This window comes from Bradyrhizobium macuxiense (genome assembly GCF_001542415.1).
GTDB lineage: Bacteria > Pseudomonadota > Alphaproteobacteria > Rhizobiales > Xanthobacteraceae > Bradyrhizobium > Bradyrhizobium macuxiense.
In genome coordinates this window covers 27889-51670 of sequence record NZ_LNCU01000081.1, presented here as the reverse complement: position 1 = coordinate 51670, position 23782 = coordinate 27889, and the positions used below count along the sequence as shown (strand labels likewise).

18 protein-coding genes and 1 pseudogene are annotated in these 23782 nt (G+C 60.7%); 9 read left to right on the top strand and 10 right to left on the bottom strand.

Annotated features, from left to right (window positions below; genetic code table 11):
- Positions 1-228: pseudogene (locus AS156_RS44820) on the bottom strand (TetR family transcriptional regulator); the annotation flags it as partial.
- A 98-nt stretch (positions 229-326) separates the two neighbouring features.
- On the opposite strand from AS156_RS44820, the gene AS156_RS23465 reads away from it, so the two are divergent.
- Entirely contained in the window at positions 327-1622 is a 1296-nt protein-coding gene (locus tag AS156_RS23465; protein WP_066509164.1) for an MFS transporter, read from the top strand.
- Between the two features lie 207 nt (positions 1623-1829).
- On the opposite strand, the gene AS156_RS23460 is transcribed toward AS156_RS23465, so the two are convergent.
- Both AS156_RS23460 and AS156_RS23455 read right to left on the bottom strand, forming a co-directional pair.
- The gene (locus AS156_RS23460) at positions 1830-2552 is read right to left on the bottom strand and encodes a metallophosphoesterase family protein (protein ID WP_066509162.1); all 723 of its coding nucleotides are present in this window, start codon (positions 2550-2552) and stop codon (positions 1830-1832) included.
- Positions 2545-3351 (bottom strand): nucleotidyltransferase family protein, encoded by an 807-nt coding sequence (locus tag AS156_RS23455; RefSeq protein WP_245313021.1) that lies wholly within the window; start codon positions 3349-3351, stop codon positions 2545-2547. Before AS156_RS23455 ends, AS156_RS23460 begins: the two co-directional genes overlap by 8 nt.
- A gap of 398 nt (positions 3352-3749) precedes the next feature.
- On the opposite strand from AS156_RS23455, the gene AS156_RS23450 reads away from it, so the two are divergent.
- The gene (locus tag AS156_RS23450; RefSeq protein WP_066509158.1) at positions 3750-6929 is read left to right on the top strand and encodes an efflux RND transporter permease subunit; all 3180 of its coding nucleotides are present in this window, start codon (positions 3750-3752) and stop codon (positions 6927-6929) included.
- Complete coding sequence (locus AS156_RS23445) at positions 6926-8155, top strand: efflux RND transporter periplasmic adaptor subunit (RefSeq protein ID WP_066509156.1); 1230 nt, start codon at positions 6926-6928, stop codon at positions 8153-8155. Before AS156_RS23450 ends, AS156_RS23445 begins: the two co-directional genes overlap by 4 nt.
- 228 nt (positions 8156-8383) lie before the next feature.
- Here the strand turns inward: AS156_RS23445 and AS156_RS23440 are convergent, their stop codons facing one another.
- Positions 8384-8854, bottom strand: coding sequence for a YbhB/YbcL family Raf kinase inhibitor-like protein (locus tag AS156_RS23440; RefSeq protein WP_066509154.1), 471 nt, complete (start codon positions 8852-8854; stop codon positions 8384-8386).
- A gap of 241 nt (positions 8855-9095) precedes the next feature.
- Positions 9096-9524: a CBS domain-containing protein gene (locus tag AS156_RS23435; RefSeq protein WP_066509457.1), complete on the bottom strand. Its 429-nt coding sequence runs from the start codon at positions 9522-9524 to the stop codon at positions 9096-9098.
- 748 nt (positions 9525-10272) lie between these two features.
- On the opposite strand from AS156_RS23435, the gene AS156_RS23430 reads away from it, so the two are divergent.
- The 3 genes from AS156_RS23430 to AS156_RS23420 all read left to right on the top strand — a co-directional run bounded on the left by AS156_RS23430 (position 10273) and on the right by AS156_RS23420 (position 13400).
- Positions 10273-11463: an NADH-quinone oxidoreductase subunit D gene (locus tag AS156_RS23430; protein ID WP_066509148.1), complete on the top strand. Its 1191-nt coding sequence runs from the start codon at positions 10273-10275 to the stop codon at positions 11461-11463.
- 20 nt (positions 11464-11483) lie between these two features.
- Positions 11484-11810 carry an antibiotic biosynthesis monooxygenase family protein gene (locus AS156_RS23425; protein WP_066509146.1) on the top strand — a complete coding sequence of 109 codons (327 nt, stop codon included), beginning with the start codon at positions 11484-11486 and terminating at the stop codon, positions 11808-11810.
- A 354-nt stretch (positions 11811-12164) separates the two neighbouring features.
- Positions 12165-13400 (top strand): outer membrane protein assembly factor BamB family protein, encoded by a 1236-nt coding sequence (locus AS156_RS23420; RefSeq protein WP_066509144.1) that lies wholly within the window; start codon positions 12165-12167, stop codon positions 13398-13400.
- Between the two features lie 52 nt (positions 13401-13452).
- On the opposite strand, the gene greA is transcribed toward AS156_RS23420, so the two are convergent.
- The 3 genes from greA to AS156_RS23405 form a co-directional block, all read right to left on the bottom strand.
- A complete protein-coding gene (gene greA / locus AS156_RS23415; protein ID WP_066509142.1) occupies positions 13453-13956 on the bottom strand; it encodes a transcription elongation factor GreA in 504 nt (167 codons plus the stop codon).
- Positions 13957-14170: 214 nt separating this feature from the next.
- Positions 14171-14629: a baeRF12 domain-containing protein gene (locus tag AS156_RS23410; protein WP_066509138.1), complete on the bottom strand. Its 459-nt coding sequence runs from the start codon at positions 14627-14629 to the stop codon at positions 14171-14173.
- Between the two features lie 141 nt (positions 14630-14770).
- On the bottom strand, positions 14771-14953 hold the full coding sequence (locus AS156_RS23405) for a hypothetical protein (protein ID WP_066509136.1): 183 nt from the start codon (positions 14951-14953) through the stop codon (positions 14771-14773).
- A 451-nt stretch (positions 14954-15404) separates the two neighbouring features.
- Between AS156_RS23405 and AS156_RS23400 the strand changes: the two genes are divergently transcribed.
- The 3 genes from AS156_RS23400 (at position 15405) to AS156_RS23390 (ending at position 16462) form a co-directional block, all read left to right on the top strand.
- Entirely contained in the window at positions 15405-15602 is a 198-nt protein-coding gene (locus AS156_RS23400) for a hypothetical protein (RefSeq protein WP_066509133.1), read from the top strand.
- A 225-nt stretch (positions 15603-15827) separates the two neighbouring features.
- Entirely contained in the window at positions 15828-16208 is a 381-nt protein-coding gene (locus tag AS156_RS23395; RefSeq protein WP_430641811.1) for a hypothetical protein, read from the top strand.
- 5 nt (positions 16209-16213) lie between these two features.
- Positions 16214-16462 (top strand): hypothetical protein, encoded by a 249-nt coding sequence (locus AS156_RS23390; protein ID WP_066509453.1) that lies wholly within the window; start codon positions 16214-16216, stop codon positions 16460-16462.
- A 418-nt stretch (positions 16463-16880) separates the two neighbouring features.
- On the opposite strand, the gene AS156_RS41085 is transcribed toward AS156_RS23390, so the two are convergent.
- Entirely contained in the window at positions 16881-17147 is a 267-nt protein-coding gene (locus AS156_RS41085) for a PilZ domain-containing protein (protein ID WP_082747689.1), read from the bottom strand.
- Positions 17148-17543: 396 nt separating this feature from the next.
- Complete coding sequence (locus AS156_RS23380) at positions 17544-23669, bottom strand: autotransporter-associated beta strand repeat-containing protein (protein ID WP_066509129.1); 6126 nt, start codon at positions 23667-23669, stop codon at positions 17544-17546.
- Positions 23670-23782: the final 113 nt, after the last annotated feature.

Sequence of the window (23782 nt, the reverse complement as noted above, 5' to 3'; positions counted from 1 at the left end):
GACGCCGGCCCGCTCCACCACCTCGTCGACGCCGACGGCGCGGATGCCCTCGCGATAGAACAGCTCGCTCGCGGAGGCGCGAATCCGGTCGGCGGCCCTGGGGCCTTTTCCGTTCCGGGCTCCGGATTCTTTTTTTGACGCGTTTTCTTCACGCGAACCGGTATCCACCTCGCGCGAAACCGCTCTGGCCGGGCGTTCCGCAGATGGTGCGACGGCTTTCTTCGTCATGGCGCTCGGATCCTCCCTTGCCCTTTTGCCTGCCCTCTTGACAATGTTACTGACCGGTACGTATACACGCCGCATCGCAATACGTACCGGTAAGTAACATGCCTAGCACCTCGCTTCAAGCAGCCCCCGTGTCGAGACGACCGTTCGGCCAGAACTACGCGTTCGTCGTCGTTGCCGTGATCTTCCTTGCCCTGCTCGCCTCCGCAGGCCTGCGCGCGACGCCGGGCGTGCTGATGCTGCCGCTGCAACAGGCGTTCGGCTGGGATGTCGGCGTGATCTCGTCGTCGGCCGCGATCGGCATCTTCCTCTACGGCCTCGCCGGCCCGTTCGCCGCGGCCGTGATGCAGCGCTTCGGCATCCGCCGCACGGTGCTGGGCGCGCTCGCGCTGATGTCGGCGTCGACAGGAGCCAGCTATTTCATGACCGCGCCGTGGCAATTGTTCCTGACCTGGGGGCTGCTCTCCGGCATCGGCTCGGGCGCGGTCGCCAACGTGCTCGGCGCCACCATCGTCAATCGCTGGTTCACCACCAATCGCGGCCTCGTCATGGGGCTTCTGACGGCGAGCACCGCGACCGGCACGCTGATCTTCATGCCCGGCCTCGCGGCGCTGGTGGCATGGGGCGGCTGGAAGCCGGTGGTGCTGACGGTCGCCGCGTGCTGCGCGGCACTCATTCCGCTGGTGTATGTCCTGGTGCCGGAGCGGCCCGCGTCGGTCGGCCTGCGCTCGTTCGGCAGCAAGCACGACGACCATCCCGCGCCGAAGGCCGAGGGCAATCCGTTCATCGCCGCGTTCAGCAACCTCGCGCGCGCCGCGCAGACGCGGGCGTTCTGGTTCCTGTTCGCCACCTTCTTCATCTGCGGCTTCACCACCAACGGCCTCGTCGGCACCCATCTGATCGCGTTCTGCGGCGATCACGGCATCGTCGAAGTGCAGGCCGCGAGCCTGCTCGCGCTGATGGGATTCTTCGACCTGTTCGGCACCACGCTCTCCGGCTGGCTCACCGACCGTTTCGATCCGCGCAAGCTGCTGTTCTTCTATTACGGGCTGCGCGGCCTGTCGCTGATCTACCTGCCCTACTCGCATTTCTCTTTTGTGAGCCTGTCGGTGTTCGCGGTATTCTATGGTCTCGACTGGATCGCGACCGTGCCGCCCACGGTGCGCATCGCCAACGAGGCGTTCGGCGACAAGAACGCGCCGCTGGTGTTCGGCTGGGTGGTCGCCGGCCATCAGCTCGGCGCGGCTAGCGCGGCGTTCTTCGCCGGCTTCATGCGCTCCGCCCAGGGCAATTATCTCGAGGCCTTCATGATCGCCGGCTTCACCGGCATCGTGGCCGCCGTGCTGTCGCTGATGATCGCCCGGCGGCCGGCGCAAGCCGTGCTCGCCGCGGCGTGAGGACGCCGACGGCAGCGACTTGCAGCATTTTCCGGGTGAAATGACGCTCCCCAGGGGAATCGAACCCCTGTTTCAGCCTTGAGAGGACCAAATGATGGGTCCGTCATCATCCGTACCCTCCCCGCGATCGCGGATGCAGCCATCAGCTGCTTGCAGCCGCGAATTGTTCTGTCGCCAGCTGCGACCGACCTTCGTCAGCGGGCGATGTCAGACCGAAAGCAGGGCATAAGGCAGGCCCGAAGGTTTCTGCACGGCCATGGCGACGTTGTAGACCGGCGCTCCCGCGGGTGTCCGCCCCTCGTATTTGCCGCGATGCGCATGACCATGCACAACCGCGCTAACCTTGAAACGGTCAATTGTCTCTGCAAGCCGCGAGCAGCCAAGGAACGGATAAATTTCCAGAGGTTCACCCTCCACTGTTCCTACAATCGGGGCGTAATGGAGAACTACGACGGCGCGCTGGCTGCTCACCGTTCGCATGACGTTCTCCAGCCGCATCGCCTCGTTCATAGCCTCCGCGACAAACGTCTTAATCGCCGGCTCGCCGAACGAGCTGAGCATGCGCGGACCGAATCCACCCGCAAAGCCCTTGACGCCGATGAACGTGACGCCCTCCACCTCGGTGGCTTGACCATCGAGCAGGCGTACACCACCGTCGCAAAGGATGCGCTTTACCTGGTCAGAGCATTCCGATTCGTAATCGTGATTGCCGAGAACGCCGATCATCGGAATCGAACAAGCGCGCAGTTGTTCGACCAAGAGTTCAGCCTGTGCCGGAGTTCCGGTGTCGGTGAGATCCCCGCACAGAACGAGGGCACCGGCGCGCTTCGAGATTTCCTGAAACACTTCGCGAAGCGAACCCGACTGTCCGTCCTTCACATGAAGGTCGCCCACACTCGCAAATGTGAATGAAGTCAGATCATTACTCATCGTTGGACTCCGCTTCGGGATGTACAAAGCCCCACTTCTCAGTGGCGTTTCGGTAATCGACGCTGGAAAATAGTCGGCCGCGGCAGAGTTTTGGGACTGGCAGCGGAGCCTGGCGTTGCTGGCCCAAGCGCGAGAGAAGATCGTCAAGCAGCCATGAAGGAACGGCATCGCGCTCGCTCGGATAGATCCAGCGAAACGTGAGCAGGTGGCAAAGCAAGACTTCCCAGTGTTGGTCCATGTACGAGATCAGGCGCTGCCAGTCGATAACATCGCGCTGCTTGAGAATCAGATTGACGATATCCGACCCATCATGACGATTCCGCTTCTGAATGAACGCCTTGGACCAGATGAGTTCAGTCGGACTGATCACTGGTACGCGGTGACAAAGTATCTGGGCCTCTCTTGTATGCTGAAACCACGCTTCCTGAACCGGCACGATGCCGTTGCTGGAACCGAAGATGATATCGACAAAATGACGACCGTGACGGACTTTGCCCAGCCACCCTTCATTTGCGGACACCGAATACCTTTGCTGCAGGCATGAACGCAGAGTTGGGAATGCCGCGGGTGTCGTGAAGATGTCCAGGTCCTTCGTCGGCCGCCGAGCGTCGGTGTAGAACTTCACGGCATAACCGCCGCCGACCATGAAAGGCAGACCCGCTTCGAGAAGATCCCTTAAAACTTCCCAATAAAACCGCTCTGCCCTCGTAAGCGATGCGAGCGCGCCATAGGTCCCGTCTTCCGTAGAGCGCCTTGGAATATGGCGAGTTCGCGCCAGCACGGACATCTCCAGGATCAACACTGGATTCCCAATAGGCTCGAATGGCTTAAGTTCCTTAAGGCCGGGCGAAGTGGATCATCATGGACAGCCGGAGCCAGAGCACGTCACGAACCGTGGCCCTGCAACACCGGCATGCGCGGCCTCCTTGGCTGCGCGTCGCGTTCCGCGCACCACTTGTGCTTAAACGCCTGGTGTCGGTGCCGATGGCCGTGTCCAGGCGTTTCGCTTCTGGGGACGCGGGTGTGTCCCAACCGATTCTGCCCTGTTCTCCTCGCGCTGAGTTGATGACAACGGAACAACGCGGCTCCCGGCGCAGGAACAACTCCGCTGCCGTTCCGTTGACCGAAATCGCCATGCCCCGACGCGCATGACGACCTGCTGCAGCGAAGATCATCCATGACGTCGGAGCCCATCTGATGGGGATCGTCCGCTTTGCGTTGAAATATCCGCACACGTTCTATGTCATGGCGCTGGTCATGCTCGTGCTCGGAATCAGCGCCATTCTAAGCGCACCCAAGGACATCTTTCCGCGGATCGACATCCCGGTCGTCACCCTCATTTGGCAATACACCGGGCTTGCGCCCGAGGAGATGGAGCAACGGGTCACGACTTACAGCGAATATTCGATCAGCTCGAGCGTCAACAATGTGCGCAACATCGAGTCACAGACGCTGTCCGGCATCAGCGTTGAGAAGATCTACTTCCAGCCTAACGTCAACCTCGATCTGGCATTGAGTCAGATCGTGTCGGCGAGCAACTCGATCCGCAATCTTATGCCGCCGGGAATTCAACCGCCGATCGTGGTGCAGTACAACGCCTCCAGCGTACCAGTCATGCAGCTCAGCCTGAGCTCCGATCGCCTCAACGAGCAGCAACTCTATGACTACGGGATCTACCGTATCCGCCAGGCCCTCGCGCCGATTCAGGGCATCACCTTGCCCACGCCATACGGCGGCAAGTACCGGCAGATCATGGTCGATATCGATCCGGGTGCCCTGCGCGCCAACGGCTTGACGCCGACCGACGTGGTCAATGCCGTCAACGCGCAAAGCCTCACCTTGCCTTCGGGAGACGCCAAGATTGGGCACAAGCAGTACATCGTCGGCCTCAACTCGCAACCCTCGACGATCGACAATCTGAACAACGTGCCGATCCGTCAGATCGGCGGTGCGACGATCGCGCTGAAGGACGTGGCCCACGTGCGCGACGGTTGGGCGATACAGCAGAACGTGGTGCGTGCCGAGGGACGCCACTCGATCCTGCTCACCATCATCAAGAACGGCGACGCCTCGACACTCGACGTCGTAAACCGCGTCAAGGCAGCGCTCCCGGAAATCCAGAAGGCGGCGCCGCCGGGAATGGAGATCCATCCGCTGTTCGATCAGTCGGTATTCGTATCCCAATCCATTGGAGGCGTGGTGCGCGAGGGATTGATCGCGACGGTGCTGACGGCGTTGATGATCTTGCTGTTTCTCGGCACCTGGCGCTCGATGCTGATCGTGAGCCTCTCGATTCCGTTGTCGATCCTCACGTCGATCGCTGTCTTCACGATGATGGGGCAAACCATCAATACCATGACCCTCGGCGGCCTCGCGCTGGCAATCGGTATTCTCGTCGACGATTCCACCGTGGCGATCGAAAACACTCATCGGCTGTTCGAAAGCCGGATGGACTTCGATCAGGCCGTGCTTGAAGGCTCCGCCGGCATTGCTCTTCCCACGCTGGTCTCGACACTTGCGATCTGCTCGGTCTTCGTATCCCTATTCTTCCTACAGGGTCCGGCCCGCTTCCTGTTCACGCCGCTGGCGCTTGCGGTGACCTTCGCTATGTTAGCGTCCTATCTGATTTCACGAACGCTCACGCCAATCATCATCAGTCTCGTGCTGAGAGGCGAACACTCCACCGATCGCGACGGTCATACGGCAACGGGGCCGCTGTCGTGGATTCACCGACGATTTATGCAAGGCTTCGAAGCATTCCGTGAGTTCTATGGTTGGCTCCTCACCGGCCTGCTGACCCGTCGAATTCTGGTCCCGGTCGTCGCCCTCGTTACCATCGGCGGAATCGCCGCACTCGCTCCTTCCGTCGGCTCCGACTTTTTTCCGCCGGTTGATGCCGGACTGATCCAGTTGCATGTCCGCGCCCCCGCACGGACACGGATAGAGGATACCGAACGCATCTTCCAGGCGGTCGAAAATGAGATACGTCAGCGCATTCCGCCGCAAGATCTTGGCCTCCTGCTCGACAACATCGGGCTACCGCAACGGCTCTACAATCTCGCCTTCACCGATGGTTCGACAATCGGGGTGAACGACGGCCAGATCCTGATCTCGCTCAGGGAAGGCCACAAGGCCACGGCCGGCTACGTGAGAAGCCTGCGCGAGTCGCTGCACCAAGCATTCCCAGACGTGATGTTCTATTTCCAGCCCGCCGACATGGTCACCCAGATACTCAATTTCGGCATTCCGTCCCAAATCGATGTCGAGGTGCAAGGTCAAAACCGTGCCGAGAACCAACAGCTTGCCAAGACACTGAAGCAACGGATGAGTGCCGTACCGGGCCTCGTCGATGTTCACATTCAGCAGGAGCTCGATGCCCCCGAACTGCGATACGATATTGACCGCAACCGGGCCCAGCAACTCGGCCTCACGGTCAGCGGCATTGCGAATGACGTCAACGTCAGCCTGAGCTCGTCGGAACAAATCTCGCCAAATTTCTGGACGGATCCCAAAGCGGGGATTCCCTATTTCCTGGCGGTTCAGACCCCCGAATACCGTATCGGCAGCATGGACGACATCAAGAACACACCGATCAGCAGCCAGGCATCGCAGCAGGCGCCTATTCCCAACGTGCTCGGGAACATTGCGACCATCACCCGCCGCCCCGTCCAGTCCGTCTACAATCACTCGAACGTGCAGCCGGTCTATGACGTCTATGGTAGCACGCAAGACGCTGATCTAGGAAACGTTGCAGCCAAGATCCAAGCAATCGTCGGCGATCTGCAAGCAAAGCTCAAGCCCGGCAATCACATCGCGGTTCGCGGACAGATCGAAAGTATGAACTCCGCTTTCAGGGACCTGGCGATCGGGCTGCTGTTCGCCGCGTTCTTTGTCTATCTGCTGATGGTTGTCAATTTTCAGAGTTTTCTTGACCCGCTTGCGGTGCTCTTGGCGCTCCCGGGCGCCGGTTGCGGCATTCTCCTTATGTTGTACGCAACGGGGACGCCGCTCAGCGTCCCATCGCTCATGGGCGCGATCATGGCCATAGGCATTGCCTCGGCAAACTCAATTCTCCTCGTTGCGTTCGCACGCGAGCGTCGCCATGCGGGTGTCGAGGCCACGCAGGCGGCGTTAGAGGCCGCCACTACCAGACTACGTCCCGTGTTGATGACGGCCGCGGCCATGGTGGTCGGAATGCTCCCAATGGCTTTCGGCGGCGCCGGCGAGGAACAGAACGCGGTGCTGGCGCGCGCCGTGGTCGGCGGCGTGCTGTTAGGCACGGCCACGACATTGCTCGTCGTCCCTTACCTCTATTGCGCGGTATGCCGCTTCGGCTACGCCGCGGCGTCGCCTGATGAGAACCAAAGGTCACAATGAGTGAGCCCGTGCAACTTCCGTCGGACCGACCTGATCAGCGCTATCGCCGCATCGCGCGGAGCGTCTCTCTTGTCGCCGTCATTCTGATTGCCGTGCTGGTCGGCTACGGCGCATGGCGCCACGCGGAGTCCAATGCGATGGCCCGGGAAACGTTGATCCATGAGCAAAAGATGGTACCGACCGTGCGGACACAGTCTGCCAACGCCGTCACGGACCCGAAAATGCTCAATCTGACGGGCACGATGAATCCGTTCGAGAGCGCAACGCTCTATGCGCGGGCAACAGGATACATCAGCAAGCGCAAGGTCGACATCGGCAGCCACGTGCATGCTGGCGATCTGCTGGCGACAATCGCAGCACCAGACCTCGACCAGCAGCTGGTCCAGGCCAAAGCGCAGGTGATGCAGCTCGAGGCCGCGCTGGAGCAAGCCCGCGCGAACGAGCAGCTCGCGCGTGCGAACAACGAACGAACCTCCCGTTTGGTACCCCAAGGGTGGCAATCAAAGCAACAAGGGGACACCGACCGTCTATCGTACGCGGCGCAGTCGGCGGGTGTACGCGTGGCAAGCGCCAACCTCGATGCACAGAAGGCGCAAGTCTCGCGTCTCGAGCAGCTTACCGGGTTTGAGCGGGTCACCGCGCCATTCGACGGCGTTATCACGGCCCGTCAGATCGACACCGGCAGCTTGGTCACGGCGGACAGCGCCAACGGCACTTCACTGTTCTCGATTGCGCGCACCGATACACTGCGTGTGCAGGTTTACGTACCTCAAGAATCGGCATTGGCAGTCAGGGATAGTTCCCGGGCCGACGTCACCGTTCCCGAGATTCCGGATCGAACATTTCACGGCACTGTTGCGCGCAACGCCAACGCGCTTCAAGCTGGCACGCGGACCTTGTTGGCGGAGGTCGACATCGACAACGCGGACGGCGCACTCCATCCCGGCCTTTACTGCACGGTACGCCTCGCCATCCCGAGAGCGCAACCCGTCACGATCGTACCGTCAGAAGCCGTGATATTCGACGAGCGCGGGCTAAGTGTTGCGGTTGTGGTTGATGGAATTGCCCGCTTGCGGCACGTCGAACTTGCGGCTGACGATGGGGCCCAAGTGGAAATCAAGCAGGGACTGAATTCGGGGGACCGCGTCATTCTCAACCCGCCTATCGGAATCGCGGATGGGCAGCCCGTCAATGCCGATGGGAGCGGAAGGCAAGCCACACGATAAATCTCGCCATTGTGGAGCTCAAGAGCCGCATCAGGTCCATTAGACGGAGCAATTTCAAATTCTAGACCCTCTGCCTTGAATACGCGTGCAGCTCCTCGCTGTCGCTTAGTAGGCGGCTCAGGCAGCAACGGCGGGCAGCCTCAAACACGACGGTCACTTCAACGCTTCGTCACGACGATCTGCGTGAGCTCCTCGCAGACTGGACCAATCCGGCTGTTAGCAGCCGGGTCAACGGCTGTAGGCTCCCATAAGTTCGGCCTGCCCGAGCATATGCTTCTCGGCGGCTCGCCAGATGTCCCCAATAGGCATCTTGGGTGCTCGCGATAAGGCTTCAACATCAAGAGCTGCGAGCTTGAAATGATAGTGATGTGTTCCACGCCCTTTCGGCGGAGCCGGACCATTATAGCGCGGCTCGCCGAAATCGTTTACGCCCTTTCCAAGCTTCTCCGTCTTTGTCTTCGCACCATGACCGACGCCTTCCGGCAGCAGCGTCCGTTCGCCCATGATGTTATAGAGTCCCCAATGGCGAAAGATACCCGATGGCGCGTCCGGATCTTCCACGATCAGAACGAAGCTCTTGGTGCCCTCAGGCGGGTCCGACCACTGAAGCGGCGGCGATAGGTTTTCACCGTCGGCTGTATATTTCTGAGGGATCCGGCCGCCATCGCCGAATGCGGGGCTGTTCAAACTGAAGGTCATAGCTAACTTCCTCTTCATTTAACCGATTGTCTTGGCCACGCCATCCTTGCCATGAGGCGTGCTCCCTGGGTTCTTCGCTGGAGCACGACGCTTTGCGTCTAGCGCGAGAGCGACCGGTCACACCAAGTGGGATTGCGCGCATTGCAGCGTGAGGGAGGGACACTCTCGTAGCGCCGTAAACGGCGCGCTACTCTCCAGGTGCGCAATGGCTCAAACCTCACCCCACGGAGCGATCGTCGCGCTACGCGACCTGGGTGCCGCTCGGTCGCGAAATTTGATGCAGCGACGCCGCGGTTGCAGCGTTCTCGTAGCTTCGCGCGATGTCGCCCAAGGAAAGGATACCGACCAAACGCTTTTGCCGGTTTAGCACTGGAAGCCGCCTGACTTGGATATCGCCCATATTCCAGCAAACCGACTCCAACTCCTGATCCTCGAAGCAATACTTGACGTCTGGCGTCATCGCCGCCTTGATTTTGGCGTCCGGTCCCTGCCCCTTTCCAAGCACACGGACGGCGAGATCCCGATCGGTGATCATCCCTATGAGGTGGTCGCCTTCCGCAACCGGCAACAGCCCAATATCGAGTTTGGCCATTGCTTCCGCAGCCTCTCCCACCGTGTCTTCGGGTGTGCAAAGCTGAACGTCCGAGGTCATTACATCAGACACTTTCATGTCTATCCTCCGCTCTGTTTTGACTTCCAACCACCGAAGGCACCGAGCGTTCCTGAGCGTTGAATGGGTTTCCGGCCGATCTGCTGCTCTTTCGGCGACGGATGTCTTTCGATAGCGGCGTCGCGTTGTCGCACGACTCCTTCTTGAACCAGCTGCTCGTCCCAATCATTCGACCGATAATATGCTCCACTTCAGCCCGGCGCTTTGCCCGAAACTTGATCTTTTTTGGCGCGCCGAAAACGAACAACGAACATCGCGCAGCAAGCGCTGTAAGTCATCACGAAACGCTCACATGATTACTCGAGGCCTATACGCAAGAGGGGGCGTGCCACATCGAGTTCATTGGTTCTGTCCGATCTTGCCCGATACCGTCAGGAGGCAGCGGCTCCGCGGTATTACAGAAGGTAAGGGAGCCGCGCTTGATTGGCGCACCGCGCCCTCGCCTCACAGATAGGCATTGGACTGGCGGTGCCGCGTTCACCGCGTGCTTTCGCAAGGTAGGGGGCTTTCCCCCCGAGCCGCGGCGTTTCCGTCGCGAAGGAACGGTGTGGCCCCGATCATGCCCCAATCTTCTTGCACCGGCTCAGCACATTAGGAACGACTGATGTTTGGCGGCGTTCGCCTTACACCTCGTCCGGTTGCCCGTTCCGGACGAGACGAGTTGCGCCGGTCGGGCGTCGCCCGGACTGCAGGCGAGTGAAGCTGTGCCCGCACGGAATTAGCCGGCGCGAACAACCGAGAAGTTGCCATGGCGGAAGCTGGGCTTCGCAATTTCACGATCAATTTTGGGCCCCAGCATCCCGCTGCGCACGGCGTGCTTCGCCTTGTGCTGGAGCTCGATGGTGAGGTCGTTCGCCGCGTTGATCCTCACATTGGCTTGCTCCATCGCGGCACCGAAAAGTTGATCGAGCACAAGACCTATCTGCAATCGATCGGCTATTTCGATCGACTTGATTATGTCGCGCCAATGAATCAGGAGCACGCATTCTGCCTCGCAGCGGAAAGGCTGATCGGCCTCGAAGTGCCGCGCCGTGGACAATTGATCCGCGTGCTCTACTGTGAAATTGGTCGCCTGCTCTCGCATCTTCTCAACATAACGACGCAGGCGATGGATGTCGGAGCCCTCACCCCGCCGCTATGGGGATTTGAGGAGCGCGAAAAGCTGATGGTGTTCTACGAACGCGCTTCCGGCGCGCGCATGCACGCAAATTACTTCCGTATCGGCGGTGTCCATCAAGATCTGCCGGCGAAGCTGATCGACGATATCGAAGCGTTCTGCGATCCGTTTCTCCGCGTGGTGGACGACCTCGATCGGCTACTTACGCCGAACCGCATTTTTAAGCAGCGCAATGTCGACGTCGGCAAGGCGACGCTGAAAGAGGCCTGGGAATGGGGGTTTTCCGGAGTCATGGTGCGCGGCTCAGGCGCTGCCTGGGACCTGCGCAAGGCGCAGCCCTATGAATGTTATCCGGAAATGGAGTTCGACATTCCGATTGGCAAAAACGGCGACTGCTATGACCGTTATCTGATCCGCATGGAAGAAATGCGTCAATCAGTACGTATCATGAGACAGTGTATCGCGAAGCTTCGTGCTCCTGACGGACAGGGTCCGGTCGCGGTGCAGGACAGCAAGGTCTTCCCTCCTCGTCGAGGAGAGATGAAGCGCTCGATGGAGGCACTGATCCACCACTTCAAGCTCTACACAGAAGGCTTTCGAGTGCCTCCCGGCGAGGTCTATGCCGCGGTGGAAGCACCCAAAGGCGAATTCGGCGTCTACCTGGTGTCGGATGGTACAAACCAGCCCTACAAGTGCAAGATCCGCGCGCCATCGTTCGCGCATCTCCAGGCGATGGACTTTCTCAGCCAGGGCCATTTGTTGGCGGACGTCTCGGCAATCATCGGTTCGCTGGACATCGTATTTGGAGAGATCGATCGATAGTGTCATGAAAGGAGATCGCCATGCCGACGATTCAAGTTGACCGGCAGCCAGTCATCCAAATCACCGTCATCGAAGCCGAACCTGAAAAGCAGGCTGAGGCGTTGTCGCTGATGGCGGAGCGAGCCCGCTTTATGCGAAGTCAGCCGGGGTTTATTTCCATCAGCCTGCATCGCAGCCTCGATGGGCGCCGCATCGTGAATTACATTCAGTGGGAAAGCAGTGACTCGCTGCGGGCTGCTCACCAGTCGCGAGAATTTCGCAAGTCATGGAGCCAGTTCGAAAGCCTGGCCGACGACATCGACCCTCATTTGTACGAGGTTACCGAGATTCTCGCTGGTGAACAGTGACCCGACGCTCGATGACGGTGGTGACGAGCACGCCCATATAAAAGGCATGCCGAGGGAGCAGCATCGGTCTGGTAGGCGTTCATGATGACCGGATGGGCTATTCCGATGGCACTGGGCTCCGCCCTGATGGCAGGAGTGTTGTCACACGGACTGGCGCCTTTGCCCGCGCTCGCCCAACAGGCCTCAGTCTTGACCTATCACGGAGATGACGGCCGAAGGGGCGAGTACGTCGTTCCGTCGCTCACCTCTGATAAAGCCAGATCACTTCAACTGGACCGCGCGTTCAACGCCCGTGTGGCGGGCGCTGTATATACTCAACCGCTGTATTGGCGTCCGCAGGACTCGAGCCCCGGGATGCTGTTCGTTGCGACGGAGGACGACGTCGTTTACGCTTTGAACGCGACGACGGGAGAAGAATTATGGAGACGTGCCGTCGGTCATCCCGTGCGAAGCTCTTCGCTGCCATGCGGGAATATCGATCCACTCGGGATCACCGGCACGCCGGTGATCGATCCCGCGACGCAGGCCATTTATTTCGATGCAGCCGTCGAGCGGACGAACGGTCCGCGCCACGAAGCGTTCGCGCTTTCCACGAAGGATGGCAGCGTTCTCCCGGGCTGGCCCATCGACATTGCCGATGCGCTGCAAAAGTCGGGCCGCCATTTCGATCCGAGCGTGCAGAACCAGCGCGCAGCCCTGACACTGGTCGACGAAACGCTCTACGTTGCCTTTGGCGGCCATTTCGGAGATTGCGGAAACTATCATGGCTGGGTGGTCGCAATCCCCCTGCATGAACCGGACAAGCTAGCCAGCTTCGAGACGCGGGCGCGCGGCGGCGGAATCTGGGCGCCGGGCGGTCTGAGCGCGGCCGAGCATGACATCTTCTTTGTGACCGGGAATACGTTCGGCGCGCAGACGTGGAGCGACGGCGAAGCAACGTTTCGCGTTGGAGCCGACTTGCGCCGCACAGACGATAAGGGAAGCTACTTTGCACCATCGGATTGGAAGGCCCTCGATAACCGCGATGCGGACCTTGGAGGCAGCAACCCGCTTATCCTCGACGTTCCGGGCGCGAGCGGCGACCGCTCTCTAATCCTGGCGTTGGGAAAGGATGGCAAGGCCTATCTCCTTGACCGAAACAATCTCGGTGGCGTTGGCGGCCAGCTCGCGACCGAAACAGCATCACGGTCGTCGATCATCACTTCGCCGGCGGCCTACCCTGTCGGCAGCTACGCCTTTGTCGCGCTCGGAGCCCCAGGCGCGCATTGCCCGCAGCCCAACCGAGGTCAGAATTTGACCGTGCTAAAGATTGCAGCAAGTCCACGGCCAGCAATGACGAACGCCTGGTGTGCCGCGCTCAATGGCCGAGGCTCCCCCATCGTGACCACTACGGACGGGCATTCCAACCCGATCGTGTGGATACTTGGCGCCGAGGGCGACGATCGGCTCCACGCGTTCCGGGGTGATGCAGGCGAACAGCTTTTTGTCAGTGAGCCCTTAAGCGGACTCCATCGCTTCCAAACGCTGATAGCGACACAGGATCGTCTCTATGTTGGTGCCGATGGGCGTGTCTATGCATTTCGCTTTTGAGGGTGTGGCACGACTTCACTACCGTGACACGGGGGTCTCGGACAAAGGGACCTCACAGATGTTCCTGCTCGCTGCGCTCGTCCTGCCAGTTCACTTGTCGTACCTTGTAAGTCTTAGCCCCGCCTGGCGTTTCGACAACCACGCTGGCTCCTTTGCTTTTTCCGATCAATGCTCTCCCGATCGGCGAGCTTATTGAAATTTTGTGCTTGCTCGCGTCGGCTTCCGGTTCGCCGACGATCTGCCAAACCCGCTGCACGCCGGTGTCTTCATCGGACAGTGTCACCGTCGCCCCGAACTTGATGGTATCACCGGAAAATTTTGAGACATCGACGATTTCAGCACGCGCGAGTTTATCCTCCAGCTCGGCGATTCGAGACTCATTTACACTTTGCTCGGCAAGCGCAACCTGATACTCGGAGTTCTCGACCATATTGGGTTCGTCCGCGATCGCCTGTTGAATTCGTCGAACAAGACTAGGTCGTTCGACGCTGACGCGATGCCTCATCTCGTCTGCGAGAGCGGCATGACCGACAGCGGTCATCGGAAGTCTCTTCATCGTAGCTCTTGTACAGGATCAATCCGGGTTAACGCACATCCACGCTGGATGCTCGCACGGAGATCAGGCAAAGACCTATCTCGTCCGGAGCGGGTTCGAGGCGGCTGCTCGCCCGAAACCCCGTGAGATCGGTCGAAATCGACCGTGTTCGCCTTTTTGGAACGCGGTTCTTGAACAAGGGTTCCAATTTCTGGCGGCCGAGTTCCAGCGCGGATCAGGCAGTCAAATACTGCGAGATATCGTCGATGGGAAAGCCAGTCAGGTCCTTCGCAATTTCCGCGACAATGCGCTTTTCGATCGCGGGAGAAAATGATCGGCGCAGATCCGCCAGTGTCCTTGGCGGCGCCACGATGACGATCCGCTGCACATGAGACTGTCGTAGGAGGCGATCCAGGGCGCCTGCAACCTCACGGACGAAGCGATGTTTCTCGATGTCGTGCCAATCGGTCTGCTGCATTGCGCTTCGTTTAGAATCGATTCGGGAGAGCGCTCGCCCCGGTCTATCCGCCCCCTGTTCACGGGTCGGCGGGTTTTCATCTTCAAAAACTTGTTGGACCTTCAGGCGCGGCTCACGTTCGCTGCCTTCATTGAATAGGAAAAGTGCCTTACGTCCGTCTCCGACAAAGACGACTGTGCGATGAGGCAATCTGGTGAATGGTGGTCGATTAGACATGGAAGGCTCGTGAACTCACGGTCGCAGTCACGTGCTTGCGTTTGTGACTGCGATTTCGGACGTATCGGCGCACTGCTGACAGTCACGGCACCTACGCCGGGGTTGGCCGGCCCCAAGGTAAATTCCTGACAGAGACAGCGGCTATAGTCGATCCGGTCTGTCCATTGCGTTCAATTCAGCATCTATTTTGCCAAGGAGACGCTCGATCTCCTCCCTCTCGTTCGGACCGGGAGATTCGTCGAGACGGCTCAGCAAGTCCTGCTTTTGGGTCAAGAGGTGTGCGATGTTCATCATCGGAGGCGCGGTTTCGGGATTCTGGAACATAGCTCGTCTCCATGTTCACTATCGCGATAGCGACCTAGCTTTCAGCAATCGGCGAACCAAGCGTCGAATCTGCGAATCTATCAGCCAACTCACTGCCCCGACTTCGGTTCCCTTGCGGATGAGCGGCAAAAGGATCCGCCAAACGTAAGTAACTAGCCTGAGGTTGCAACCGCTATACAAGGAGATTCGATGGACCCGCTCCGCCGGTCCGAGTGCCACGGACCCTGCCGTATCAGGTCCCCGCCGTCGCTCTTGAAACGTAGAGCTCCTCTCCTATGATTCAGATCTCGGAACGATTTGATTGTCTAAAAGTGCCGACACACGCGGTCGCATATCAAATCACGTTCCGTAGACGAAGGGGCGACTCGGTTTCGCTCGGGCTGGCGAACTCCTTCTCTGCGGATATCTTTTCGCAAATGCAGTGCGGCATTAAAGGTGGAGAGTGAATGTGATGACTGACCCGAAGCGCCAATACAGCTTTGCGGGTGCTCACGACCTCGTCGCGCAGGCTGAAGCGGCGATCCGCCACCTGAAGGAGCTTTGTGCAGCTTGTGCGAATGATGACAAGGATGCGGCGCGAACGGCATTACGCCAGGCAATCAGCGAACTCGAAGTGGCGCGAGCCATGTTGCGGCCTGGTGTTGAATGACCGGAGCAATGCAGTTGTCGGCATCTCGCGATGAAGCAGTGATGACTGCAAGGCAGGCGACCAGAGGCAGCAGACGGACAGCACGAAGCCGAGCGGATTAGGAACCATCTGCAGAGGCTATCATTGCTATGAGTGACTGGACGAGTGCTCGATGAGCCTCCACAGCGAATCGCGTCACTCACGCAGGTCGGTCCGGATTCCGCCAACGACCGGCGGAGAACAACAATGATTCATAAGCCTCACGAAATGCATAAATTGGGCTTGGCGCTTCTGGGGACCGTCGGTGCTATCTCGCTCGGAGCGATGTCAGTGCAGGCGCATGACGATGGCAGATACGCCAATTCTCCGCTGAAAGCCTGGTTCGATGGCCTGCAAAGTAAGGGAGGCGGCCCTTGTTGCTCAAACGCCGACGGGCAGGCGCTCTCAGACGTCGATTGGGACACGAAGGACGGCCACTATCGCGTGCATCTCCAGGGCGAATGGATCGACGTACCCAACGATACGGTAATTACCGAGCCCAATCGTGCCGGCCGCACCATGGTATGGCCATATTACCTGAACGGGCGCTTGGTTGTTCGTTGCTTCCTGCCAGGCACAATGACCTAATGCTGATGCGCGCCGGGCCGACAATCCTCGTCATTGCGCTACTGCTCCTGCTCGGTGCCACGGGCTGGTTCGCGTACGAAGGCTTGTCGCTTCCCGGCAGTTCGATGCCCATCGAAGGCATCATTGCATTGGTGGCCGGCGGCATCTTCTCGATCGTTGTCGGTGCTGGCCTCATGGTCCTGCTGTTCTTCAGCAGTCGTCGCGGCTATGACGAGCCGCCGCGCCTCATGGACGACCGCGACATCCATGATTGAACGAAAGGTCACATCGTCAGCCGCGTGCGACGTACGGTTTACAGCTGCGAACTCCTTCGAGACAAAGATTACCTTCTATCGGCCCAAGACCGATCATTCACCGAGAATGCCGCCGGGCTCTGATCAAAGTCACGTCCGTATTTCAGTTGACGCCGAGGCCGATTTCTCGGATCGATCGATGCGCCGTTCGTAGTGAGCTGCGAGCTGCAGAAGGCGCACCTTGATAAAGGGATCAGCCGTTTCGGCGAGCGCACGGACAGTGCGAGCCCTTTCCTTGCAAAACTCGTCGTCCATAGCGTCCCCGCTGAAATGACCGCGGGATTTTGCCAGTTGAGCAGCTGGACTGCATGTGACGTAAGTTACATTGCCGTGCGGTTTTCCCCGCAATTCGCCGTTTTTCGGAAGACAATCCCGCGTTTCATTCAGCAGTGAATGCGACGCCGAGCCATCCATCTTCGCGCCACACGACGCTGCAGGAGAAGGTTTTGTTGGGCGGAACGATAAGCGTGAACTGGTCAGGCAGGGATGATCGCGGATCATCTGCCTTCAACGCCGCGCCATCCTCTGTGATGTCGCGGACGACGCAGCACAGTGATAGATCACCAAACCTGATCAAGGCATTGTCCAGCGATGGATTACGCACAGACTTTCGCCTGTCGGGAGGCGTAATCATTTCCTTGCCCATTAATAACTAATGCAAGTCTGGTCGATGCTGCGCGAGAAAGGTTGCGTTTCCACTAACGATTGCCGGGACGCGGCACCGTGAAGCCAACAGATATGCTTCACGCTCTACGCCGCTTGGACCGTTCTTTCGCGCGGCGACGACGCGGCCGATCGCGGCGGCGTCTCTCAGGAAGATCAGATGATCTCGCTGTATCTGTCGTCGCTTGGCTAGCGGGTTCTCTGTATGACGGATCGTCGATCACTCGAAGCGGCGATCGCCCGACGTCGACGGTCTCGACGTCATCGCCCGGTATCCCCAGTCCGACAGCATTCCGCAACCATCATCAGCGGAGTTATTTGACGGATGTGTCTGATCACGTACACGGACTGGAAATGGGCGCCGACGACCAACGTGCCTTCACCATTGATAATTCACGGTGCCCTTGCCGGCGAGGCTGGTGCTGGGACCGGAGAACTCGCCCTCAAAGGTCCCGGCAACCGACCAACCGTTGAGCCACTTCAACTCAACAGAACCCGTGCCAAGTGCGGCGTCGGACGCCTGCGTCGCACCGCGGACCGGAAAGCTGGCCTCCGGAAGCGCTTGGAAGGTTGCAGCAACGCTGCGCTCGGTGTCGAAATTGTGCGCCCATGCGGCCCGGCCTCGCAACGTCAGGACCGCATCGTCGAGCGCGAATGATCGGTCGGCGCGCAGGCCAAGTTCGGCGAGACTAGCAGTGCCGTTTCGCGCCGCGTAGTTCAACGCGAACAGATTGTCTCCCGCCAACAACCCTTCGGCATAGGTCGGCAGCTCAAACGTCACGAACTGACCTGCAGCATAAGGGGTGACCCCCGCCCAGGAAGTCGCAAACCGGTACCCGCCTTCGAGCCGGCCGGAGAACGCGTTGGTGTGAAAGCCGGCACGCAGACGATCTACTCCGGCAAGCGCCAGCGTGCGATCAGTCGTGACATCCTGCCAGCCATAGGCGAACGCCGCCGACAGATAGGCAGCGCCCATGCGATGATAGGCGTACACACCGGCCTGGAACAGATCGGAGCGCCCTGTGCCGAGGCCGTCGGCGAGGCCGAAGCCGGTGGCGCCGCCCGCCATGGCAAAGCCGAGCAGAGTATCCGGCGACAACCGGTAGTCCGCGCCGACTGCACCGCCGTAGATGCGGTCGGTAAGAGTGTGCGATCCGATGATATCATTGCCATTGGTGCTACGCGCGCCGCCGAAGGCTGCCGCCCAGACGCCCCAGCGTTGATCGAATGACGTGGCCGGCGCGGCGCCGGGAATCGCGGCGAAGGCGTCGCGCGCGGCATCCGCTTTTGTCCGCATCGCCGACCCGTAGGCCAGCGTCGCACGGCCGTCGAGCGACGGCCATCCGGTGCGACCGGCCACCGACGGATCGGTCATCGTCGCCATGAACAAGCCCATGGCGTCGACAGTAGTCTGCTGCGTGCCGGTCGCGAGTTCCCCTGACGCCAGCGTGAGACCCGCGGGCGTGAGGCCGCCGACCGCCAAAGGGATGGCGCCGACAGAACTGAAGGCGTTGGACAGCGCATTGGCCACGCTCTGCTGGTTCGTGTTCAGGCCAGCATAGGCGAGCTTGAGATCGAGGTAGACATTGTTGGAGTCGTAGCTCAGCGATGGATTGAAGCTCGCCGGCAGGTTTGTGTTGATCAACCCGCCGAAGGTACCCTCGACACTGCCGATGGCATTGAGGAGCGTGTAGCGGGTCTTCACATAGCCGCCACCGGCGTAGACCGCGACAACAGTGGCTCCACCGGGCGCCGCTATGCCGCTGACATTGACGCGATCAGAGGTGACGGAATTGAGTTCTGCGAGATAGGTCGCGGCCGCAGTGAAGGTCAAGTTGCCTTGCACAGTCAGTGTACCGACGGAATTTCCCGGCGAGAGCGTGCCACCGTCAACCAGGGTCTGGCCGACGATACCGTTGCCACCGAGTGTACCGCCGGGATGCACAGTAGTGAGCGATGACGACGCGATCGAACCGTTCACCGACAAACGCCCTGCATAGATGTCGGTCGCCCCGGTGTAGCTCGAGATGCCGTTGAGCCATGTGGTGCCTGCCCCGATCTGGGTCAGCGCCCCAGCGCCAGAGACCGTGCCCGCGAACGCGTATGCATCCGCCCGATAGAAAGCGAGCGTGCCGTTGTTGACGACGTTGCCTGAGAGGGTACCGGAAGTACCCCCATCACCGATCACGAGCGTACCCGCCGCAATGGTCGTTCCGCCGGTGAAGCTGTTATTGCCGGTCAGCACGGTGGTGCCCGATCCGATCTGTGCGAGCGCGCCAGCGCCGGTGACATTGCCTGTGAAGACGACCGCGTCGGAACGATCGAACGCCAGCCTCCCCTGGTTCTGCACATCGCCGATGATCGATCCGGACGTGCCGCCATCGCCGAGTTGCAGCGTGCCGGCGGAAATCAAGGTACCGCCGCCATAGGTGCTGGTGCCGGTCAGCACCGTGGTGCCCGCGCCGACCTGCTGCACCGACCCAGTGCCGGAAATCGCGCCGGCGAACACCGACGCGTCCGAGCGGTTGAAGGCGAGAACGCCGTTGTTGGTGACGTCACCGGTGATCGCTCCCGAGGTGCCGCCATTGCCGAGCTGCAGTGTGCCAGCGGCGATCAGCGTGCCGCCGCCATAGGTGTTGGCGCCGGTCAGCACCGTGGTGCCCGCGCCGATCTGCTGCACCGACCCAGTGCCGGAAATCGCGCCGGCGAACACCGACGTGTCCGAGCGGTTGAAGGCGAGGACGCCGTTGTTGGTGACGTCGCCAGCAATCGCTCCCGAAGTGCCCCCATTGCCGAGCACCAGCGCACCGGCCGTGATCGTCGTGCCGCCACTGTAGCTGTTGTTCGCGGTAAGAACCGTCACGCCCGGACCGAGCTGATGCAACTTGCCTGCGCCCGTGATCGCACCATCGAAAATCACTGCATCCGAACGGTTGAAGGCCAGCGTACCATTGTTGTTCACATTGCCGGTGATCCAACCTGACGTGCCGCCGTTGCCGAGCTGCAGTGTCCCCGCAGTGATGGTCGTGCCGCCCAGATAGGTGTTATCGGTCGTCAGAATTGTCGTCCCCGCCCCCGCCTGCGTCAGCGATCCATTACCTGCGATCAGGCCAGCGAAAGTGGTGGTGTCTGAACGATCAAAGGTGAGCGTGCCGTTGTTCAGCACACCGCCGGTGATTGAGCCGGAGGTGCCGCCGTTGCCGAGCTGCAATGTCCCGGCTTCAATAAAGGTATTGCCTGTATAGGTATTCTTGCCGGTCAGGATGGTTGTGCCGGTGCCCATCTGGGTGACCGCGCCGTTACCGGAAATCGCACCGGCGACGCTCATCGTATCGACACGATTGAAGGCGAGGACGCCGTTGTTGAGGATATCACCTGTGATCGAACCGGAATTGCCGCCGTTGCCGAGCTGCAGCGTGCCTTCGGCGACGGTGGTGCCACCACCGTAATTGTTTGTGCCGGTCAGTGTCAGCGTCCCGAGGCCATCCTTCACCAGCGCGCCGGTGCCGGAAATTGCACCGGCAACTGTCAGCGTGGTCAGGCCATAAGTGTAGAGCGTGGCGGTATCGATGATGCCGATATTGCGTGTCGTCGCAACGTTGCCCAGCGTTGCGAGCGTGCTGGCACCCGACATCGAGATCGGGCCTGAGGGGGCGCCCAGGTTGCTGTCGGATGTGACCGCAAGCGTGCCGCCGCTGATAACCGTGCCGCCACCGTAGGTGTTGTTGCCGGTTAGCAGCAGAAGGCCGGTGCCGGATTTCGTCAGTCCGCCTGCGCCGGAGATGATACCGCCGAAATAGGTGTCCGTGGCTTGATCGACGGTCAGCCGGGCACTGCCGAGCGCCACCTCGCCACCGCTCCCCGACAGCGAACGCATGGTCAGACTGTTGCTATTGAGATCGAGCGTGCCACCCGAGAGCGTGTAATCGGTGAAACCTGGCAGCGTTCCTGCCGAAACTCCAAGGAGAGTCCCGGCGGTGATTGTCGTTCCGCCGGACCAGGTGTTGCTGCCGCCCATGAGCATGAGCGTGCCGTCACCGATCTTGGTCAGGCTGCCCGCGCCGGTCACATTGCCGGAAAGGCTCAATGTGGTTCCGGAGGCGGTGTCGAATGCACCGGCCCCCAGCAGACTCACCGTCCGCGCGGTCGTGATGTCCGCCGTGGTGCGCAAGGTGGCACTCTCGAAGGTAAGGCCGCCGCTCGTGGCGCCGAGATTGGCATCGGAGGCGACCTGCAGCACACCGCCGCTGATGAAGGTGCCGCCGGAATAACTGTTGGTGCCGCTCAAAATCAACGTGCCGTCGCTGGTCTTCTGCAGTCCGTCGGTACCGGTGATGGTCACGCCGACGGTCGCGGTTTCGCCGGCGAGGACATCGATGCCGGGAACGGCAATTTGCAGCGCCGTGCTTTTGACCAGGTTCAGCGATCCGCTTGTCCCCGGCGCCAGCGTATACGCTCCGCCCGCGAACTGCAGCCCGACCGCCGATTGCGCGCCGTCCACGGCGACCGTGCCGCCGGGGCCGCGGAAGATGCCATAGCCGCTGCCCCACAGGGTCGGCGCGACGCCACCGATCGGATCGAGCCAGTTGGTGTTGCCTGCGTTCCAGGTGCCGCTGCCCATGCCGACGCCATTGGTGCCGCCACCCCACAATTGCAGGACGTTCACGCCATTGGGCAGCACCAGCAGGTCGACATTGTTCGCTGATGTCGTGGTGTCGACCGTGTAGAGGTAGGCGATCGGGCTGCTCGGCGGAAAGCTCGCGACCGTCAGCCCTCCATTCGCTTCCGACAGTGTGCCGGTGTAGTGGATCAAGCGGTGGTAGCCGAGGCTCGGGGCTGCGCCGTTGCCGAGGATATCGAGCCCTGCGCCGTTCAGCGCCAGGTTGCCATTGACGTTGATCACCGACGTGCCGGATACCGGCGTCGCGGACAGCGACGACGATGGATCGGCGAGATGATACTCGAACGCCGCTCCCGTCTGCAGAGCCAGATTGCCGTTGACGGCGAGGGCCCCGTCGCTGGACGGCGCGATCGTGCCGCCGCTGTTGACCGTGGTCGAGCCGACCGCGCCGGAGCCGTCGAGACGGCCTCCCGTATTGACCGTGAGCGCGCCTCCGAGGTTGCCGGTGCTGACCATGCGCAGCGTGCTGCCTGAGACCGTCGTATTGCCCGTGAATTGGCTGTCGTCTCCAGAGAAGATGGTGGTGCCGGCCAAAAGGCTGATCGCGCCGTTCCCTATGACCTTGTTGGTGAAGGTGTAGTTGCTGCTGGTGTGGTTGAAGACCAGCGTTCCGTGGCTGTTGATCGCGAGGGTGTCGGTTTCTCCGAGCGTGCCCGGCGCCGCCGCTGCCGCGCCGGCGGCCGCACCGATATTCAACGACGCGGAACCTCCGGCCTGCGAAACGACGATGTTGTTCGAGCTGGCGGAGGCACGACCACCATCGGACAGGGTCAGCGACCCGTTGCCGATCGACATCTGAGCTGTCTTCAGATCAGACCCCGAGCCCGTCACGGTCACGGCGCTTGCCATGCCGGGATTTGCGGCGCCCGTATTGGCATCAAAGCCGATATTGGCATTGAAGACGTCGGCCACGCCGCCGTTATCGATCGTAACGTTGCCAGTGCCTAAGGCTCCGATATTCAGGTTACCTTGCACCTTAAGATGCGAGTTGGCGCCGTCGACGTGAACCGTCGCGGAACTACCGGCGTTGCCGGCAAGCACAAAATCCGAATCGACCCCAACCCAGCCGCCATTGGCGATGTTCAGAGTGCCGGCCTGGATAAAGAGGCTGTAGGCGTTGAACGCCGCGTTCGTTCCGGTCACATCGATCGCAGCAAGCGGATTGCCGGTGGCAATGTCTGCTCGAACGCGAGCAACGAAACTTGCGCCACTCGTGACTTGAAGCTCGCCGGATCCGGACACGGCAAGGGACGCGCCGGCGAAGAACGCTTTTGCACCCAGCGTCAGGGCGCCCTGCTCGATCGTAATACCACTGAGCCCGCTGCTCCCGGAAAGCGTCCAGGCGCTCGTCCCCACCTTCTCGAAATTCGCGAAGCCCTGGTACTGACTGCCGAGCCCCGACAAGTCGAAGCTGGCGTTCTGGCTTCCACCAAGTGCGAATGTGTTGGGATTGTTCAGATCCGCCGCCGCGACGACATTGCCGATGATGTTGGAGCCGGACTGAAGTTCGAGTCGGTTGCCACCGCCGCCGAGCGTGATGGCATTTGCGCGCGACCCGTCGACGTTCAGACCGCCTTCGATTGTGCCGGCATTGATGATGTTTGCCTGGCCCGATCCGACTATTCCGATGCCTGCTGCACCATTGGCGCCATTCGTGCAGCAAAACGGAGGATTGTAGGGAACACCGAGCGGTATCCCGGCATTGCCGCCACGACCCGCGTTGCCTCCTGCGATTGTCGCACCCGTGCCATTGACAACGGCTGCGCCGTAGCCGACGGCGACGCCAAGGCCGCCATTGCCGCCCGTTCCCCCGTTTCCAGACACATCCTTTCCGTCATTGAAAATCTGGATATTTCCCGAACCACCAGTTCCGCCAGCGCCGCCATTGCCCCCTGAGACCGATGTCCCTGCCGAAGTCGTGAGAGATGCACCACCTG

Bases quoted from the DNA above. Each gene is read 5' to 3' on its own strand.
- AS156_RS23465 (WP_066509164.1), top strand. From the start codon at position 327: ATGCCTAGCACCTCGCTTCAAGCAGCCCCCGTGTCGAGACGACCGTTC.
- AS156_RS23460 (WP_066509162.1), bottom strand. From the start codon at position 2,552: ATGAGTAATGATCTGACTTCATTCACATTTGCGAGTGTGGGCGACCTT.
- AS156_RS23450 (WP_066509158.1), top strand. From the start codon at position 3,750: ATGGGGATCGTCCGCTTTGCGTTGAAATATCCGCACACGTTCTATGTC.
- AS156_RS23445 (WP_066509156.1), top strand. From the start codon at position 6,926: ATGAGTGAGCCCGTGCAACTTCCGTCGGACCGACCTGATCAGCGCTAT.
- AS156_RS23440 (WP_066509154.1), bottom strand. From the start codon at position 8,854: ATGACCTTCAGTTTGAACAGCCCCGCATTCGGCGATGGCGGCCGGATC.
- AS156_RS23435 (WP_066509457.1), bottom strand. From the start codon at position 9,524: ATGAAAGTGTCTGATGTAATGACCTCGGACGTTCAGCTTTGCACACCC.
- AS156_RS23430 (WP_066509148.1), top strand. From the start codon at position 10,273: ATGGCGGAAGCTGGGCTTCGCAATTTCACGATCAATTTTGGGCCCCAG.
- AS156_RS23425 (WP_066509146.1), top strand. From the start codon at position 11,484: ATGCCGACGATTCAAGTTGACCGGCAGCCAGTCATCCAAATCACCGTC.
- AS156_RS23420 (WP_066509144.1), top strand. From the start codon at position 12,165: ATGCTGTTCGTTGCGACGGAGGACGACGTCGTTTACGCTTTGAACGCG.
- greA (WP_066509142.1), bottom strand. From the start codon at position 13,956: ATGAAGAGACTTCCGATGACCGCTGTCGGTCATGCCGCTCTCGCAGAC.
- AS156_RS23410 (WP_066509138.1), bottom strand. From the start codon at position 14,629: ATGTCTAATCGACCACCATTCACCAGATTGCCTCATCGCACAGTCGTC.
- AS156_RS23405 (WP_066509136.1), bottom strand. From the start codon at position 14,953: ATGTTCCAGAATCCCGAAACCGCGCCTCCGATGATGAACATCGCACAC.
- AS156_RS23400 (WP_066509133.1), top strand. From the start codon at position 15,405: ATGACTGACCCGAAGCGCCAATACAGCTTTGCGGGTGCTCACGACCTC.
- AS156_RS23395 (WP_430641811.1), top strand. From the start codon at position 15,828: ATGATTCATAAGCCTCACGAAATGCATAAATTGGGCTTGGCGCTTCTG.
- AS156_RS23390 (WP_066509453.1), top strand. From the start codon at position 16,214: ATGCGCGCCGGGCCGACAATCCTCGTCATTGCGCTACTGCTCCTGCTC.
- AS156_RS41085 (WP_082747689.1), bottom strand. From the start codon at position 17,147: ATGGGCAAGGAAATGATTACGCCTCCCGACAGGCGAAAGTCTGTGCGT.